Genomic DNA, 17067 nt, shown 5'->3' with positions numbered 1-17067 from the left:
TAGAAAAATGCGTATGTTATGGGTCCTCCTCCTGCTGCTGGCCTGGGTCGTCGCCGGAACGGCGTGTACACGGCTGTGCCTGGCCGCCGTGCGCGCGGCGTCCGCGGACGGCACGGACGCGGACGACACGGACGCGGACGACACGATCGCGGAGCGCGCGCACGATCTGACGCTCTACGAGGCCGCCTTCCTGTCCGGCGGCCCCCGCAGGGTCGCCGATCTGACCCTGGTCTCCATGGCCCGGCAGCGTCGGCTGCTGCTCGCGCACACCGGCTGGGCGACCGTGGTCGACCCGCGTGGGCGGGACGAGATGGAGCGGTCGGTGATAGGAGCCATCGGTCCGGAGGGACAGTCGCGGATCGCCCCGGTGCGGGCCGCCGCGGCCACCGCGGACGCCGTGCACGGCATCGCCGACCGGCTGGTCAGCGCGGGGCTCGCGGTTCCCGACGGAACCCGGGCGGGGGTCGCCGCCGGAATCCGCCAGGTGCGGCTCGCCGCGCCGGCCGTCGTGGCGTTGGGCGCGACCGCGCTGCTGACGCCCGCTCAGTCGGAGATGCCGCGCGGCCTGGTGGCCCTCTGGTTCGGGCTGCCCCTCGCGCTCACCCTGAGCTGTCTCGCCCTCGCGCGGATCGAGGTCCACCCGTACTCGCGCTGGGCCTCCCCGGCCGGTCAACGGCTGCTCGGCGCCCTGACCCGGCACGGCGGCGGGGACGACCGTACGGATCTCACCTCCGTCGCCGTGCACGGTGTCCGCGCGATCGGCGAACCGGACCTGCGCGCGGCCTTCGCCCACCGTGAGCCGCAGCACTGGCGCGCTTAGGAGTCCTTGCACTACGCCCCGCCGGGGTAGCGCGGCCCGGCGCGGCACCTCGCCGCAGGCAGCGGGTTCCGCTCCGGGGGGCGTACGGGGGCATTGGGGCCGACACCGGCCGGGCGGTGCTTGCCTTCCCCCACAGCCGAACGAAACATCCCTTTTGTTGCTGCCGTGCACCGAAGGGATACGCGATGAAAGCCCCCGCCCTCTACTCGGCCGCCGGGTCCTTGCTTCTGGCCACGCTCGTCGCCGCCCCAGCAGACGGCGCCGCGGCGGTCCCGGGCGCGGCCGAACTGCGCGGCACCGCGGTGGCCGCCGCGCGGGCCCGGGCGGCAGGCATCGACTTCGGCACCTGCCCCGCCGAGGAGAACCTGCAGAGCACTGTCCGGTGCGGCACGGTGTCCGTCCCGCTCGACTACGCCCGTCCCGACGGCCGGCAGATCAGACTGACCGTCAGCCGGGTGCGGGCCACCCAGAAGGACCCGTCCAACAGCAAGCACCGGTTGCCCCGGCAGGGCGCCCTGGTCTTCAACCCGGGCGGGCCGGGCGGCTCCGGGATGTACTTCCCGATGGTCGGCGTGCTCCCCGAATGGAAGCGGCTGGCGGCGGCATACGACCTCGTCGGCTACGCCCCGCGCGGGGTGGGCCGCTCGGCGCCCCTGTCCTGCCAGGACCCCAGGACGTTCTTCCGGGCGCCCTCGCAGGCACCGACGTACCCATCGGAGTCGTACAAGAAGGAACGCGTCGCACAGGCGAAGGCGTACGCACGCGGCTGTGCGACGCGGGCGGGCGACACGCTGCGGCACTACACCTCGCTCAACAACGCCCGTGACCTGGACGTCCTGCGCGCCGCGCTCGGCGAGCAGAAGCTGACCTTCCTGGGCGCGTCGTACGGCACCTACTTCGGGGCGCTGTACGCCGCCCTCTTCCCCTCGCACGTGCGGCGGATGGTGTTCGACGCGGCGGTGAACCCGGACCCGGAGCAGGTCTGGTACCGCGCCAACCTCGACCAGTCGGTCGCGTTCGAGGACCGTTGGCTGGACTTCCGGGCGTGGGTCGCGCGCCACGACGACGTGTACGGGCTGGGCGACACGCCGGAGGAGGTGCTCGCCGGTTACCAGAAGGCGGCGGCGCGGCTCGCGGCGCGTCCGGCGGGCGGGACGGTGGGTCCCGGGCAGTTGCAGCGGACGTTCCTGACGGCCGGGTACTACGACGACGACTGGCCGCAGCGCGCGCAGGCGCTGTCGGCGTATCTGAAGGGCGACCCGAAGCCGCTGATCGAGCAGGCCGCGCCGCGTCCGGAGGCGGCGGTCGAGGCGGAGAACGCCCAGGCGGTCTACACGGCCGTGGAGTGCAACGACGCGCCCTGGCCGACTCAGTGGGAGGTGTGGGACCGGGACAACACCCGGCTGGCGCGGGTGGCGCCCTTCGAGACCTGGGACAACGCGTGGACGAACCTGCCGTGTGCGTACTGGCCCGTGCCGCGTCAGCAGCCCCTCGATGTGCGCACCGGTCCCGGTGAGCTGCCTGCCACGCTCATCCTGGCCGCCGAGCGGGATGCCGCCGCGCCCTATCAGGGGGCCCTGGAACTGCGGCGGCGGCTGACGGGCTCGGTGCTGGTGACGGAACGGGATGCCGGTACGCACGGCATCGCGGGCGGCCCCAACCCCTGCGTCAACGGACACCTCGACGCGTATCTGCTTCAGGGCCGGCTGCCGGGACGGCGTGCCGCGTGCGCGCCGCACCCGGAGCCCGGGCCGGCGGCCGGGTCCCGGAAGGCGCCGGCCGTCGAGCCCGCACGCTGATCAGGCGAGTCCCGCGACCAGTTCGGCGACGGACTTGCGGCGCCCGGTGTAGAAGGGGACCTCCTCGCGGACGTGCATCCGGGCCTCCGAGGCGCGCAGGTGGCGCATGAGGTCGACGATGCGGTACAGCTCGTCGGCCTCGAAGGCAAGGATCCACTCGTAGTCGCCGAGGGAGAACGAGGCGACCGTGTTCGCGCGTACGTCCGGGTAGCCGCGGGCCATCTTGCCGTGGTCGGCGAGCATGCGGCGGCGGTCCTCGTCGGGCAGTAGGTACCAGTCGTAGGAGCGCACGAAGGGGTAGACGCTGACGTAGTCGCGGGGCGTCTCGTCGGCGAGGAACGCCGGGACGTGCGAGCGGTTGAACTCGGCGGGGCGGTGCAGCGCCATGTTCGACCACACCGGCGTGAGGGCGCGGCCCAGCCTGGTGCGGCGGAAGAGGTTGTACGCCTCCTGGAGCTGGTCGCTGGTCTCCGCGTGCCACCAGATCATCAGGTCGGCGTCGGCGCGCAGACCGGAGACGTCATAGGTGCCGCGGATCGTCACGTCCTTGGCGGCGAGCTGGTCGAACAGCTCCTGGACCTCGTCGGCGTAACCCGCGCGCGCGGCGTCTTCGGGGAGCACGTCCTTCAGCTTGAAGACGGACCACAGGGTGTAGCGGATGACCTCGTTGAGGTCCTTGGCCAGCTTGCCCTTGTTCGGGATCCGGGCGGCCTCGGGGGTAGGGGCGTCGTCACTCATGGTCCTTATTCTCCTGCTCCGCCGTGCAGACTCTGCACCGGGTCGGCCGTGAGTTCCCGCACCGCGCTCAGGTCGCCGCCGAGCTGGTCCACCGCCGCGTACGCGCTCGCGACGCACGCCGGGATGCCGACGCCGTCGTACTGGGCGCCGCAGACCGCCAGGCCCGGCAGCTTGCCGACGTGCTCGCGGATGCGGGCCACGCGCGCGTGGTGGCCGACGGGGTACTGGGGCAGGCCGTCGGTCCAGCGGGTGACGCGGGTCTCCAGGGGGGTGGCGTCGAGGCCGGTGGCCTGACGGAGGTCGTGCCGCGAGACCTCGACGAGTCCGGTGTCGTCGCGCTGGAGGATCTCCGTCTCGCCGTGGCGTCCGACGGAGGTGCGCAGGACGAGCAGGTCAGGGTTCTCGTCGGCGATCCAGCCCCACTTCTGGGACGCGAACGTCGACGCCTTGATGGTGCGTCCGTCGACCGGCGGGACGAGGAAACCGCTGCCCTCGGGGAGCGTGACGTCGGCGCGGCGGTAGGCGAGCGTGACCAGGGCCATGGAGGCGTACTCGATGGCGGTGAGCTCGGCGGCGGCCTCGGGGGACTCGGTGCGCAGGAGCGCCGCGGCGGCCGGAGCGGGGACGGCCACGACGACCGCGTCGGCCCGCAGGACCCGGTCACCGGCGACCACCCGCCACCCGGCGGACGGCTCACGGCGCAGCTCCGTCACCGCCGCCCCGGTCAGGATCTCGCCCCCGTGCTCCCGCACCGACCGAGCCACCGCGAGCGGGAGGCTGCCCACCCCGCCCTCGATGCCCATGAACACCGGCCCGGTCTGCTGGTTGGCCGCAGCCTTCGCCTGGATCTCCCGCACCGCCTGTGTCAGGGAGTCGTGCGTCAGCGCGGCCCGGTAGAGCTGCGGGACCGCCGAGCGCATCGAGATGCGGTACGCGTCGCCCGCGTACACCCCGCCCAGCAGCGGCTCGACGAGGCGGTCGACGACCTCGCGGCCGACCCGCGCCGCCACGTACTCCCCGACCGCCACGTCGTCGCCGACCTCGGTGCGGGGCAGGTCGGCGTCGCGTTCGATACGGGCGAGGCCCTCCTCGGACAGCACGCCGGCCAGGGCGGCGGCGGTGCCGGGGACGCCCATCACATGGCCCTTCGGCATGGGGCGCAGGGCGCCGCGGGTCCACAGGGAGGCGGTCGCGGTGGCGGGCGGCTGGAGCCGGCCGGTCAGGCCGACCTCGCGGGCGAGGGCGACGGCCTCGGGACGGCGGGCGAGCATCGACTCGGCACCGAAGTCGACGCGCGCGCCCGCGATCTCGCCGGACAGCAGCTTGCCGCCGACGCGGTCGGAGGCCTCCACCACGGTCACGCCCACCCCGCGTCGCAGCAGCCGGTGCGCTGCGGCCAGCCCCGCGATGCCGGCTCCGACGACCACGACCCGATCCGAGGCGGGCCTCGCCCGTCCTGCACCCGTTGCGCTCATGGCCCCACCTTCTCAGACCGCGCTGACACTCCCGCCGAAGCCCCGGTGTCCTTCGCGAGTCCTGACCGTGACCGCATCGGGACCGCGGCACCCCAACGTTTCGTCCCGGTCCGACGTCGAAGGAGCGTCAGTCGCAAGTCGTCAGTCGTCACGACCCTCGGGGGTACCCATATGCGCGCACGACGTTCCGTACGACCCGTCCAGGCCCTGGCCGGTCTTCTGCTGGCCGCGGCCCTCGCGCTGACCGGGTGCAGCGGCGCCAGTGACTCCGGTGGCAGCGCTACGGCCGACAAGGCCGCCGCGGGGAGCGACGCGAAGGGGGTCGCGCCGGGCGGTGCGGCGGAAGGTGCCGGCGGCCGGGGGGCCGGCGGTGCCGAGGCGGCCGCGCCGCCCAAGGTCACCGCGAGCCGCATCATCCGCACCGCGTCCCTGACCGTGCAGGTCGAGGACGTGCCGAAGGCCCTGGACCTGGCCCGCTCCACCACCGAGAACGCGGGCGGCTACGTCGGCGACGAGTCCACCACCCGGGATCAGGAAGGCCGCGAGCGCACCCGGGTCGTGCTGCGGGTGCCCGTCGACCGGTACGACGCGGTCCTGGCCGACCTCCAGGGCGCGGGCAAGCTCATCGAACGCACGGCGAAGGCGCAGGACGTCACCGACCAGGTCGTCGACGTGGACAGCCGCATCACGTCGCAGCGTGCCAGCGTGGCCCGGGTGCGGGAGCTGATGGACCGGGCGGCCAAGCTCAGCGACGTGGTGACGCTGGAGGGCGAGCTGAGCCGGCGCGAGTCCGACCTGGAGGCGCTGCTGGCCCAGCAGGCGTCCCTGAAGGACCGCACCAGCCTCGCCACCATCACCCTGTCCCTGGCCGGGACACCGGTGAAGAAGGCGGCGAAGGAGGCCGACGACCCCGGTTTCGTGGACGCGCTGGCGGGCGGCTGGGACGCCTTCGTGACGATGCTGCGCTGGCTCGCCGTGGCCATCGGGGCGGTGCTCCCGTTCGGGGCGGTGGCCGCGCTGATCGTGCTGGTGTGGCTGCGGATCGTCCGGCCCCGCCTGCCGCGCCGGCCGGCCCCCGCGCCCGCGGCGACCGCCCTGGGCCCGCTGCCGACGGCCCGCCCCGCCCCCGAGCCCACCCGCCCGCAGGAGGGCGGCGACCGGAACTGAGCCGCTCCCAAGCGAGCGGCGGGACTGAAATGCCGTGCCCCCGTAGCGTGTTCGCATGAGCATGAGCCGTACGGAGCGTGAGCCGGAGCGTGGGTCGCAGCGTGAGCGGGAGCGTCTGGTCGTGATCGGCGCCGACGCCGCGGGCATGTCCGCGGCGTCCCAGGCACGCCGCCTCAAGGGCCCCGACGAGCTGGAGATCGTGGCGTTCGACCGGGGCCACTTCACCTCCTACTCGGCGTGCGGCATCCCGTATTGGGTCGGCGGTGACGTCGCCGAGCGGGACCAGCTGATCGCCCGTACGCCCGAGGAGCACCGGGCCCGTGACATCGATCTGCGCATGCGCACCGAGGTCACGGAGATCGACGTGCGCGGCGGGCGGGTACGCGCGCGTGACGTGGACTCCGGGGCCGAGTCCTGGACGTCGTACGACAAACTGGTCATCGCCACCGGCGCCCGCCCGATCCAGCCGGACCTGCCCGGGATCGACGCGCCCGGCGTCCACGGGGTGCAGACCCTCGACGACGGCCAGGCCCTCCTCGACACGCTGGCACGCACGCGTGGCCGCCGCGCGGTCGTCGTCGGGGCCGGCTACATCGGCGTCGAGATGGCCGAGGCGCTCATCAACCGCGGCTACGAGGTGACGGTCGTCAACCGGGGCAAGGAGCCCATGTCCACGCTCGACCCGGACATGGGCCGGCTGGTGCACGAGGCGATGGAGGGCCTGGGCATCACCATGGTCGACGACGCCGAGGTCACCAAGGTGCTCACGGGCGACGACGGCCGGGTGCGGGCGGTGGCCACTCAGGACGCCGAGTACCCGGCGGACGTGGTCGTGCTCGGCATCGGCGTACGTCCCGAGACAGCGCTCGCGCGGGCCGCGGGGCTGCCGCTCGGCGCCCACGGCGGGCTGCTGACCGACCTGGCGATGCGGGTGCGCGGCCACGAGAACATCTGGGCCGGCGGCGACTGCGTGGAGGTCCTCGACCTGGTCTCCGGCCAGGAACGCCACATCCCCCTGGGAACGCACGCCAACAAGCACGGCCAGATCATGGGCACGAACATCGGCGGCGGCTACGCCACGTTCCCGGGCGTGGTCGGCACGGCGGTCAGCAAGGTGTGCGATCTGGAGATCGCGCGCACGGGTCTGCGCGAGAGGGACGCGCGGCGGGTTGGCCTGCGGTTCGTGGCGGTCACCGTGGAGTCCACGAGCCGCGCCGGCTATTACCCCGGCGCCTCCCCCATGACCGTGAAAATGCTCGCCGAGCGCCGCACGGGACGGCTGCTCGGCGTGCAGATCGTGGGCAGGGAGGGCGCGGCCAAGCGGGTCGACATCGCCGCGGTGGCCCTCACGGCCGGCATGACGGTGGAACAGATGACAGCGCTGGATCTGGGCTACGCGCCTCCGTTTTCCCCCGTGTGGGACCCGGTGCTGGTAGCCGCGCGAAAGGCCGCGGCAAAGGTGCGTGCCTTCTGAGAGGGCTGCGGGGCAACGAACCCGGGCACCCGGCTACGCCGTCCCGTTGATCCTCTCGATGGCCTGCCGAGCCTGGTCCGCCGGAGGCCGCGGCGGCAGCGAGGACACCGACGCACTGCTCGTCATGGGCGTCGGCGCCGCCGCCGGCTGCTCCCCCGCCGGCCTCGCGTGCGCGGCGGACCGCGTGGAGCGCAGCCGGTTGCTCACCGCCTCGTCCAGCGTCACCGGCCGCTGCATCTGCGCGGCCATCCGCCCGGCCTCCTGGCCCAGCCGGGCCACGTCCTCCCAGGGCAGTCGCACCACCAGGGAGATTTCCGCTTCCCCGTCGGGCAGGGCGTGCATCGCAGGAGTAACTCGGTCGTTCATCGCCTGTTCCTCACGTCGTCCCCGCGACGCACCTTCCCCGTGCCGCGGGCGGTTGAGGAGACATACGCACGCGCGGACCGGGGCGTTCACCGATTCGCCGCCCGCATCGGGGGCAGTACTTTCCTGTGGTCATCCCCGTCCATGACGTGAACCCGGTGCGCCGCACCCCCGTGGTGACGTACGCGCTGATCGCCGCCAATGTCCTCGTGTTCCTGTTCACGCCCGGCCTGGCCGGCTCCGTGGCCGGGGACAGCAGTCTGTCCCAGTTGTGCCACCTGCAGGCGTTCCTGGACCACTACGCCGCCGTTCCGCAGGAGTTGATCCACCATCAGATGCCCCGGCTGGTCCCGACGGGCGACGTCGGCGTGGGCGCCCGGGGCGCGGGCTGTGTGGTCGGACCGCCGGGCTACGACAAGTCCCCACCGCTGTCCGTGTTCACCGCGATGTTCCTGCACGGCGGCTGGCTGCATCTGCTGGGCAACATGCTGTTCCTGCTGATCTTCGGCAACAACATCGAGGACCGCATGGGGCACGTGCGGTTCGCGCTCTTCTACGTCGTCTGCGGCTACGCGGCCTCGTACGGCTTCGCGCTGCTCAACGCCGACTCCGCCGACCCGCTGATCGGTGCGTCGGGGGCGATCGCGGGTGTCCTGGGCGCCTATCTGGTGCTGTATCCGAAGGCCAGGGTCTGGGTGCTGGTCCCGTTCCTGGTCTTCCTGCCGCTGAGGCTGCCGGCCTGGCTGGTGCTGGGCTTCTGGTTCGGGCTCCAGGCGGTGTACTCGTCCGGCGAGGGTGTCTCCGCCGCCGGCACGGTGGCGTACGCGGCGCACGTCGTCGGCTTCCTCGCGGGGATGCTGCTGGCCTGGCCCCTCAAGCCGGGCACGCCACCGCCCCCGGAGCCGCGCGGCCTGGTGTTCGGCAGGCGGGCGAGGCCCCGGCACACGTGGTGAGTCAGCGGGCGGTCTGCGTGTGGACGTACTCGGTGAGGCGGGTCAGTGCGTCCGGGTCGGTGGACGGCATGACGCCGTGGCCGAGGTTGAAGACGTGGCCCTCCAGGCCGGACGCCGTGTCGAGAACCTCGCGGGTCTTGGCCTCGACGGCCTCCGGACCGGCGAACAGGACCGTCGGGTCCAGGTTGCCCTGGAGCGCCTTGCCGGGGCCGACACGGCGGGCGGCCTCGTCGAGCGGGACGCGCCAGTCGACGCCGACGACGTCCGCGCCGGCCTCGCCCATCAGGCCGAGCAACTCGCCGGTGCCGACACCGAAGTGGATGCGCGGGACACCGTAGCCCTCGACCGCGCGGAAGACCTTCGCGGAGGCGGGCAGCACCGAGCGGCGGTAGTCGGCCGGGGAGAGCGCGCCGGCCCAGGAGTCGAAGAGCTGGACGGCGCTGGCGCCCGCCTCGATCTGGACCCTCAGGAAGGCGGCCGTGATCTCCGCGAGGCGATCGAGCAGGTCGGCCCACAGCTCGGGGTCGCCGTACATCATCGCCTTGGCGTTCTCGTACGTGCGGGACGGACCGCCCTCGACGAGGTAGCTCGCGAGGGTGAACGGGGCGCCGGCGAAACCGATGAGGGGGGTGGAGCCGAGCTCGGCGGTCAGCAGGCCGATGGCCTCGGTGACGTAGGAGACGTCCTCGGGGGTGAGGTCCCGGAGCTGGGCGAGGTCCGCGCGGGTGCGGATCGGGTGCTCGACGACCGGGCCGACGCCGGGCTTGATGTCGAGGTCCACGCCGATGGCCTTGAGCGGGACGACGATGTCACTGAAGTAGATCGCCGCGTCCACGCCGTGCCGGCGCACCGGCTGCAGGGTGATCTCGGTGACGAGCTCGGGCCGCATGCAGGACTCGAGCATGGGAATGCCCTCGCGAACCTTGCGGTACTCCGGCAGCGAGCGCCCGGCCTGTCGCATGAACCACACCGGCGTGTGCGGCACGGGCTCACGCCGGCAGGCCTTCAGGAAGGCGGAATCCTTGACTGCGTCGGACCGGGCGGCCGGCGGCTGCGTCGACCGCGGGCTCGCGGGGCTCTCGTTGGCACTCACGCGGCAAGTCTCGCACGACCCCGGAGCCGGCCCCGACGGCAGCCCCGACGCCCGGCAACTGGGTGTCTCTCCCTGCACGAAGCGCCCGTTCCCCTTAATCTTCCCCGCATGGCTGCGGCTAAGGGACGACTGTCGGACGGCGCTGGCGGAATGGACGAGGCGAAGGACACCGAGGAGGGCGAAGGGCATGCGAACACGGCGGCTCCGCTGCCCTTCCAGGCGGCCGTGGAGGCGCTGAGAGCCGCGCGGCTGCGGCCGCAGGTCGAGGTGGAGCCGACCCGGGCACCGCAGCGCCTCGCCCCGCACGCGTACGCGCTGGAGGCCGCGGTCGTCGACGGTGACCAGGACCTCGCCGACGGGCGGCTGGTGCTGCTGCACGACCCGGACGGGCACGACGCCTGGCGGGGCACCTTCCGGCTGGTGACGCTGGTGCGTGCGGAGCTGGAGCCGGAGATGGCCGCCGATCCGCTGCTGCCCGAGGTCTGCTGGTCCTGGCTCACCGGGGCGCTCTCCGCGCGCGGGCTGGCGTTCGGCGAGCCGAGCGGCACGGTCACGCGGGCCGGCTCCCACTACTTCGGCGGGCTGTCCGAACGCCCGGCGGCCTCGCAGATCGAGATCCGGGCCTCCTGGACGCCCCGGGAGGGCCTGGGCGGGGTGCCGGACACCGCGGCGCATCTGGCCGCCTGGTGCGATCTGCTGGCGCAGGTCGCGGGTCTGCCGCCGGCCGCGCCGGGTGACGCGTCGGTGGTCACGCTGCCGCAGCGCCGGGGGCCGCAGTCACGCTGAGTCCTGCAGTCCTCCCCGACAGGGACCGGTCGGCGGCTTTTTGGCCATCACTTTGTCGATACGGCCACTTTCGGCCGCGTATCGACGCAGAGCGAAACCGTTCGATCTTCGAGTGATCGACCGCGTGTCCGAATTGCACGGATTGTTACTCACTAGATCGTGATCATTCTCTAAAGGCGAACGGGTTTGGTGCCGAAGACGACTGTGACCCGCCCCCGTCCCCCACCCCCAGGAGGCCTGGTGTCCGTTCTCCTCGAGCAGCCCGCAAGCCTGGTCGCCTACCGCCCGAACAAGCCGACCGCCATGGTGGTCGTGGCCGACCCGCGCGTCCGCTCCACCGTCACCCGCCACCTGTGGGCGCTCGGTGTGCGCGACGTCATCGAGGCCTCGTCCGTCGCGGAGGCTCGTCCCCGCATCGGCAACCCCCGCGACATCTGCGTCGCCGAAGTCCACCTGCCCGACGGCTCCGGCCTCACCCTCCTGTCCGAGACCCGTGCCGCGGGCTGGCCCAACGGCCTGGCCCTGTCCGCCGCCGACGACATCGGTGCCGTACGCAACGCGCTGGCCGGCGGAGTCAAGGGCTACGTCGTCACCGGCACCCGCACCAACCTCGGGCTCCCCACCCGACCCGGCGCCGCCCCCATCGGCGCCGCCGCCGCCCGTATGCACCGCCGCCCCCCGGGTGCCCCGAGCCACCCGGGCGGCTACCGAGAGCTGTCCGGCCGTGAGGTCGAGGTGCTGAGACTCGTCGCCGAGGGCCAGTCGAACAAGGCGATCGGCGTCTCGATGGGCCTGTCCGCCCTGACCGTCAAGAGCCACCTCGCCCGCATCGCCCGCAAGCTCGGCACCGGCGACCGTGCCGGAATGGTCGCGGTGGCCCTGCGCACCGGCATCATCCACTGACCCGCACCCTTCACGGACGTGAACCGGACCGGCCGCCGGTCCTCGTCCGCGTATCCCACCCGTCGTGAACCGGAACTTTCACCGAGCTGACTGGTTTACGACCCCCAGGCGCCCGCCGACGGAACGTTCCGTCGGCGGGCGCTGTCCATACATGGATACCCTTGACAGGTGACCGACGCCCAAGACACCGCAGCAGACGTTTCACTGCGAACCACCGGAGGCGCCCCTCCGGACGACGGCGGATCTTCTGTGACGGGGGCGCCTGACTCCGAGCCCGGCCCTGATCCGATCCCTTTGCTGGAGCCCCGCGAGGGCATTCCACCGGTGATCGCCGACGAGGACGCCCTCGCGGAGGTGATCGCCGCCTTCGCCGCCGGCTCCGGCCCTGTGGCCGTCGACGCCGAGCGCGCGTCCGGCTACCGCTACGGCCAGCGTGCGTATCTGGTCCAGCTGCGCCGCGAGGGCGCGGGGACCGCACTGATCGACCCCGTGGCCTGTCCCGACCTCTCGGGCCTCGGTGAGGCCCTGTCGGGCGTCGAGTGGGTGCTGCACGCCGCCACCCAGGACCTGCCCTGTCTGCGCGAGATAGGCATGGTGCCGACGCGGTTGTTCGACACCGAGCTGGCCGGACGGCTCGCCGGGTTCCCGCGGGTCGGCCTCGGCGCGATGGTCGAGGGCGTACTGGGCTTCGTCCTGGAGAAGGGCCACTCGGCCGTCGACTGGTCCACCCGCCCGCTGCCCGAGCCCTGGCTGCGCTACGCGGCCCTCGACGTGGAGCTGCTCGTCGACCTGCGGGACGCGCTGGAGAAGGAGCTGGACCGGCAGGGCAAGCTGGAGTGGGCCCAGCAGGAGTTCGACGCGATCGCCTCGGCGCCGCCGCCGGAGCCCCGCAAGGACCCCTGGCGGCGCACCTCCGGCATGCACAAGGTGCGCCGGCGCCGGCAGCTCGCGGTGGTGCGCGAGCTGTGGCAGACGCGGGACCGGATCGCCCAGCGACGGGATGTGTCGCCCGGCAAGGTGCTGTCCGACGCGGCCATCGTGGAGGCCGCGCTCTCCGTTCCGGCCAATGTGCACGCGCTGGCGGCTTTGAACGGCTTCGGCCACCGGATGGGGCGCCGGCAGCTGGAGCAGTGGCAGGCAGCCGTGGAACGGGCGAAGGCGCTGGCCGACGCCCAGCTGCCGCAGCCGGGGCAGCCGGTGACGGGACCGCCGCCGCCGCGGGCCTGGGCCGACAAGGACCCGGCCGCCGCGGCCCGGCTGACGGCGGCACGGGCGGCGGTTTCGGCACTGGCCGAGCAGCTGAACATGCCGCAGGAGAACCTGGTCTCGCCCGACACGGTGCGGCGGGTCTGCTGGGAGCCGCCCAACGTTGTCACCGCGGAGTCCGTCGGGGCCGCGTTGGCGGGGTACGGGGCTCGGCCCTGGCAGGTGGAGCAGGTGACGCCTGTTCTGGTGGCCGCGCTGTCCGCCTAGCCGTCGCGACGTGCTGGGGGCCGCTCACCTGGTCGCCCCCCGCATGAACCCGTTGTAGATGAACCGCTGCAGGCTCAGGAAGACGATCAGTGTCGGCAGGATCACCAGGACCGCTCCTGCCGAGATCGTCTCCCAGTGGGCCGCGCAGGTGCCCTTGAAGCGGAAAAGGGACGTCGAAATCACGCCAAGATCCTCTGACGGCCGCCCTGGAACGCGGACAGGTGGTTGTGGAAGTGAACGGGTCGTCGGGGAGCGAGAGGACTCCGCCGCCGTCCGCCATCTCCGTGTCGGTCTTGAGGGACGGTGGCCGCCGAGATGGGGCTGGGCGTGCCCGCCGATGTCTCCCTGCTGGCCTGGGACGACTCCCAGCTGTGCCGGCTCACGCATCCGACGCTCTCCGCGATGAGCCATGACGTGCACGGATTCGGGGCGGACGCGGCCCGGACACTGTTCGGGCTGATCACGGGGGACGGACCCGGGTCACATCCGGTACCCACTCCCGTGCTGACTCCACGTGGCTCGACGGCTCCGCCGAAGGTGTGACCTTCGCCGCTTGGAGCAGCAGGACTGGGCAGCTACGTTACCCACAAGTAGCATGGATCCTGAGCGCGCGCTCAGCGCATCGCAGCAGTGCCGTCCCGCATCTGGAGGAGAGCCATCGTGCCTCGTACCGTCAGGGACGTCGTCTTCGTCGACGGCGTCCGTACCCCGTTCGGCAAGGCGGGCCCGAAGGGCATCTACCACGAGACCCGCGCCGACGACCTCGTCGTGAAGGCGATCCGGGAGCTGCTGCGCCGCAACCCCGGTCTCGACCCGAAGCAGATCGACGAGGTCGCCATCGCCGCGACCACGCAGATCGGCGACCAGGGCCTGACGCTGGGCCGTACGGCCGGCATCCTCGCCGGTCTCCCCCAGTCGGTCCCCGGCTACTCCATCGACCGCATGTGCGCGGGCGCCCTGACCGCCGTGACCACCACGGCCGGCTCCATCGCCTTCGGCGCGTACGACGCCGTCATCGCCGGTGGCGTGGAGCACATGGGCCGCCACCCGATGGGCGAGGGCGTGGACCCGAACCCGCGGTTCGTCTCCGAGAAGCTGGTCGACGAGTCCGCCCTGTTCATGGGCATGACCGCGGAGAACCTGCACGACCGGTACCCGCACATCACCAAGCAGCGCGCCGACGAGTACGCCGTGCGCTCGCAGGAGAAGGCCGCCAAGGCGTACGCCAACGGCAAGATCCAGGCCGACCTGGTCCCGATCTCCGTACGTCGCACGAACCCGGAGGCCGGTGAGACGGGCTGGGGCCTGGTCACCGCCGACGAGCCGATGCGCCCGGGCACCACCCTGGAGAACCTCGCCGGTCTGAAGACCCCGTTCCGTGTCCACGGCCGGGTCACCGCCGGTAACGCGGCCGGTCTGAACGACGGCGCCACCGCCTCGATCATCGCGTCCGAGGACTTCGCCCGCGAGCACGGCCTGCCGGTGAAGATGCGCCTGGTCTCCTACGCCTTCGCGGGCGTCGAGCCGGAGGTCATGGGCTACGGCCCGATCCCGGCCACCGAGAAGGCGCTCGCCAAGGCGGGCCTGTCGATCGAGGACATCAACCTCTTCGAGATCAACGAGGCCTTCGCCGTCCAGGTGCTGGCCTTCCTCGACCACTACGGCATCGCGGACGACGACGAGCGCGTCAACCAGTACGGCGGCGCGATCGCGTTCGGTCACCCGCTGGCCTCCTCCGGCGTCCGTCTGATGACGCAGCTGGCCCGCCAGTTCGAGGAGCAGCCGAACGTCCGCTACGGCCTGACCACGATGTGCGTCGGCTTCGGCATGGGCGCCACCGTCATCTGGGAGAACCCGCACTTCGAGGGGGACAAGTGAGCACCACCACCGAGCTGTTGAAGGGTGCGTCCGACCTCTTCCCCGACGAGGTCGTCACCCAGGCACACGTACGCCACCTGGACCTGCCGTTCGGCGCCGGGCGCTTCGCCCTGATCACGCTGGACAACGGCCTCGACCACACCAAGCCGACCACCTTCGGCCCGGCCTCGCTGGCGAACCTCAACACCGCCATCGACCAGGTCGAGAAGGAGGCCTCGGCCGGCGAGATCGTCGGTGTCGGTGTCACGGGCAAGCCGTTCATCTTCGCGGTCGGCGCCGACCTCAAGGGCGTCGAACTGCTGAAGGAGCACAAGGACGCGCTCGCCATCGGCAAGGGCGGCCACGAGGTCTTCAAGCGTCTCGCGGGCATCGCGGTCCCGACCTTCGCTTACTACAACGGCGCGGCGATGGGCGGTGGCGTCGAGGTCGGTCTGCACTGCCAGTACCGCACGGTGTCGAAGGCGATCGCGGCCTTCTCGCTGCCCGAGGTCTTCCTCGGTCTGGTCCCGGGCTGGGGCGGCTGCACGCTGCTGCCGAACCTGACCGGCGCCGACAAGGCCGTCTCGGTCATCATCGAGAACTCGCTCAACCAGAACAAGCAGCTCAAGGGCGAGCAGGTCTACGAGCTCGGTATCGCCGACGCCATCTTCGAGGGCGCCGACTTCCTGGAGCAGTCGCTGCTGTGGACGGCCGCCGTCCTCAAGGGCGAGATCGTCATCGACCGCCCGGTGATCGACCGCGGTGAGGCCTGGGACCAGGCCGTCGCCAAGGGCCGCTTCATCGCGGACAGCAAGGTGCACGGCGCCGCCCCGGCCGCCTACCGCGCCCTCGACATCATCGCCGCCGCCAAGAACGGCGACCTCCAGCAGGGCTACGACGCCGAGGACAAGGCGCTCGCCGACCTGATCATGGGCGGTGAACTGCGCGCCGGCATCTACGCGTTCAACCTGGTGCAGAAGCGCGGCAAGCGTCCGGCCGGCGCGCCCGACAAGAACCTCGCGCGTCCGGTCACCAAGGTGGGCGTCGTGGGCGCGGGCCTGATGGCCTCGCAGCTCGCGCTGCTGTTCCTGCGCCGTCTGGAGGTGCCGGTCGTGCTGACCGACATCGACCAGGAGCGCGTCGACAAGGGTGTGGGCTACGTCCACGCCGAGATCGACAAGCTGCTCGGCAAGGGCCGGATCAACCAGGACAAGGCCAACCGCCTCAAGGCGCTGGTGACTGGTGTGCTGGACAAGGCCGAGGGTTTCGCGGACGCGGACTTCATCATCGAGGCCGTGTTCGAGGAGATCGGCGTCAAGCAGCAGGTGTTCGCGGAGGTCGAGGCGGTCGCCCCGGCGCACGCGATCCTCGCCACCAACACCTCGTCCCTGTCGGTCTCCGAGATGGCGTCGAAGCTGAAGAACCCCGAGCGGGTCGTCGGCTTCCACTTCTTCAACCCGGTCGCCGTGCTGCCGCTCCTCGAGATCGTCCGCGGTGAGCAGACCGACGACGCCTCGCTGGCCACGGCGTTCGCCGTCGCCAAGAAGCTGAAGAAGACCGCGGTGCTGGTGAAGGACGCCCCGGCGTTCGTCGTCAACCGCATCCTCACCCGCTTCATGGGCGAGATCCAGAACGTCATCGACGAGGGCACCCCGGTCGAGGTCGCCGAGAAGGCCGTCGAGCCGCTCGGTCTGCCGATGTCCCCGCTGGTCCTCCTGGAGCTGGTCGGTCCTGCGATCGGCCTGCACGTCTCCGAGACCCTCAACCGGGCCTTCCCGGACCGCTTCACGGTCTCCGAGAACCTCGCGGCCGTCGTCAAGGCGGGCAAGCGCGGCTTCTACGTCTACGACAGCGGCAAGCCCGAACTGGACCCGGAGGTCGCCGCGCTGCTGAAGCAGGGCGACACCGTGCTGACCGAGGAGCAGGTCCGCGAGCGGGTCCTGGACGCGGTGGCGCAGGAGATCGGGCTGATGCTCGACGAAGGCATCGTCGCCGAGGCCCAGGACATCGACCTCTGCCTGATCACCGGTGCGGGCTGGCCCTTCCACCTGGGCGGCATCACGCCGTACCTGGACCGCGAGGGTGTCTCCGAGCGCGTGAACGGCAAGAAGTTCCTGGCTCCGGGCGTGGCGAGCGTCCCGGCATAACGCGATACCCCTGAGGGGG

Annotated in this window: 14 protein-coding genes and 2 pseudogenes; 11 read left to right on the top strand and 5 right to left on the bottom strand. The window is 72.1% G+C overall.

The window, feature by feature from the left end:
• The first annotated feature begins 13 nt into the window (after positions 1-13).
• Both ACIBK3_RS11190 and ACIBK3_RS11185 read left to right on the top strand, forming a co-directional pair.
• The gene (locus tag ACIBK3_RS11190) at positions 14-820 is read left to right on the top strand and encodes a TIGR04222 domain-containing membrane protein (protein ID WP_399364237.1); all 807 of its coding nucleotides are present in this window, start codon (positions 14-16) and stop codon (positions 818-820) included.
• A 185-nt stretch (positions 821-1005) separates the two neighbouring features.
• Positions 1006-2619, top strand: a complete 1614-nt coding sequence (locus ACIBK3_RS11185; protein WP_399364235.1) for an alpha/beta hydrolase — start codon at positions 1006-1008, stop codon at positions 2617-2619.
• Here the strand turns inward: ACIBK3_RS11185 and hemQ are convergent, their stop codons facing one another.
• Together hemQ and hemG are read right to left on the bottom strand one after the other, a co-directional pair.
• Positions 2620-3357 (bottom strand): hydrogen peroxide-dependent heme synthase, encoded by a 738-nt coding sequence (gene hemQ, locus ACIBK3_RS11180; protein WP_399364234.1) that lies wholly within the window; start codon positions 3355-3357, stop codon positions 2620-2622.
• Positions 3358-3362: 5 nt separating this feature from the next.
• A complete protein-coding gene (gene hemG / locus ACIBK3_RS11175) occupies positions 3363-4832 on the bottom strand; it encodes a protoporphyrinogen oxidase (protein WP_399364231.1) in 1470 nt (489 codons plus the stop codon).
• Positions 4833-5003: 171 nt separating this feature from the next.
• On the opposite strand from hemG, the gene ACIBK3_RS11170 reads away from it, so the two are divergent.
• A complete protein-coding gene (locus ACIBK3_RS11170; RefSeq protein ID WP_399364229.1) occupies positions 5004-5999 on the top strand; it encodes a DUF4349 domain-containing protein in 996 nt (331 codons plus the stop codon).
• A 55-nt stretch (positions 6000-6054) separates the two neighbouring features.
• A complete protein-coding gene (locus ACIBK3_RS11165) occupies positions 6055-7473 on the top strand; it encodes an FAD-dependent oxidoreductase (protein WP_399364227.1) in 1419 nt (472 codons plus the stop codon).
• A 33-nt stretch (positions 7474-7506) separates the two neighbouring features.
• Here the strand turns inward: ACIBK3_RS11165 and ACIBK3_RS11160 are convergent, their stop codons facing one another.
• Positions 7507-7839: a hypothetical protein gene (locus ACIBK3_RS11160; RefSeq protein WP_030942193.1), complete on the bottom strand. Its 333-nt coding sequence runs from the start codon at positions 7837-7839 to the stop codon at positions 7507-7509.
• Between the two features lie 125 nt (positions 7840-7964).
• Here ACIBK3_RS11160 and ACIBK3_RS11155 point away from each other — a divergent pair, with 125 nt between their 5' ends.
• Positions 7965-8789, top strand: coding sequence for a rhomboid family intramembrane serine protease (locus tag ACIBK3_RS11155; RefSeq protein WP_399364225.1), 825 nt, complete (start codon positions 7965-7967; stop codon positions 8787-8789).
• Position 8790: 1 nt separating this feature from the next.
• Here ACIBK3_RS11155 and hemE read toward each other — a convergent pair whose 3' ends face one another.
• Positions 8791-9882 carry a uroporphyrinogen decarboxylase gene (hemE, locus tag ACIBK3_RS11150; protein ID WP_399364223.1) on the bottom strand — a complete coding sequence of 364 codons (1092 nt, stop codon included), beginning with the start codon at positions 9880-9882 and terminating at the stop codon, positions 8791-8793.
• A gap of 108 nt (positions 9883-9990) precedes the next feature.
• Here hemE and ACIBK3_RS11145 point away from each other — a divergent pair, with 108 nt between their 5' ends.
• The 3 genes from ACIBK3_RS11145 to ACIBK3_RS11135 all read left to right on the top strand — a co-directional run bounded on the left by ACIBK3_RS11145 (position 9991) and on the right by ACIBK3_RS11135 (position 13044).
• The gene (locus tag ACIBK3_RS11145; protein WP_399364222.1) at positions 9991-10668 is read left to right on the top strand and encodes a DUF3000 domain-containing protein; all 678 of its coding nucleotides are present in this window, start codon (positions 9991-9993) and stop codon (positions 10666-10668) included.
• A 240-nt stretch (positions 10669-10908) separates the two neighbouring features.
• A complete protein-coding gene (locus ACIBK3_RS11140) occupies positions 10909-11571 on the top strand; it encodes a response regulator transcription factor (RefSeq protein WP_030663340.1) in 663 nt (220 codons plus the stop codon).
• A 168-nt stretch (positions 11572-11739) separates the two neighbouring features.
• Positions 11740-13044 (top strand): HRDC domain-containing protein, encoded by a 1305-nt coding sequence (locus ACIBK3_RS11135; RefSeq protein ID WP_399364219.1) that lies wholly within the window; start codon positions 11740-11742, stop codon positions 13042-13044.
• Positions 13045-13068: 24 nt separating this feature from the next.
• Here ACIBK3_RS11135 and ACIBK3_RS11130 read toward each other — a convergent pair.
• Positions 13069-13245 (bottom strand): annotated as a pseudogene (locus ACIBK3_RS11130) (carbohydrate ABC transporter permease); the annotation flags it as partial.
• A 99-nt stretch (positions 13246-13344) separates the two neighbouring features.
• Between ACIBK3_RS11130 and ACIBK3_RS11125 the strand changes: the two are divergent.
• The 3 genes and pseudogenes from ACIBK3_RS11125 to ACIBK3_RS11115 all read left to right on the top strand — a co-directional run.
• A pseudogene (locus ACIBK3_RS11125) lies at positions 13345-13587 on the top strand (substrate-binding domain-containing protein); the annotation flags it as partial.
• 117 nt (positions 13588-13704) lie between these two features.
• Positions 13705-14922 carry a thiolase family protein gene (locus tag ACIBK3_RS11120; protein WP_399364217.1) on the top strand — a complete coding sequence of 406 codons (1218 nt, stop codon included), beginning with the start codon at positions 13705-13707 and terminating at the stop codon, positions 14920-14922.
• Positions 14919-17048 (top strand): 3-hydroxyacyl-CoA dehydrogenase NAD-binding domain-containing protein, encoded by a 2130-nt coding sequence (locus ACIBK3_RS11115; RefSeq protein WP_399364215.1) that lies wholly within the window; start codon positions 14919-14921, stop codon positions 17046-17048. Before ACIBK3_RS11120 ends, ACIBK3_RS11115 begins: the two co-directional genes overlap by 4 nt.
• The last annotated feature ends 19 nt before the right edge of the window (positions 17049-17067 follow it).

Origin of the sequence: Streptomyces sp. NPDC050287, assembly GCF_044459385.1 — a bacterium.
Taxonomy (GTDB): Bacteria; Actinomycetota; Actinomycetes; order Streptomycetales; family Streptomycetaceae; genus Streptomyces.
Note: the sequence above shows the minus strand (reverse complement) of the source record. Positions and strands in the feature narration are given on the sequence as shown.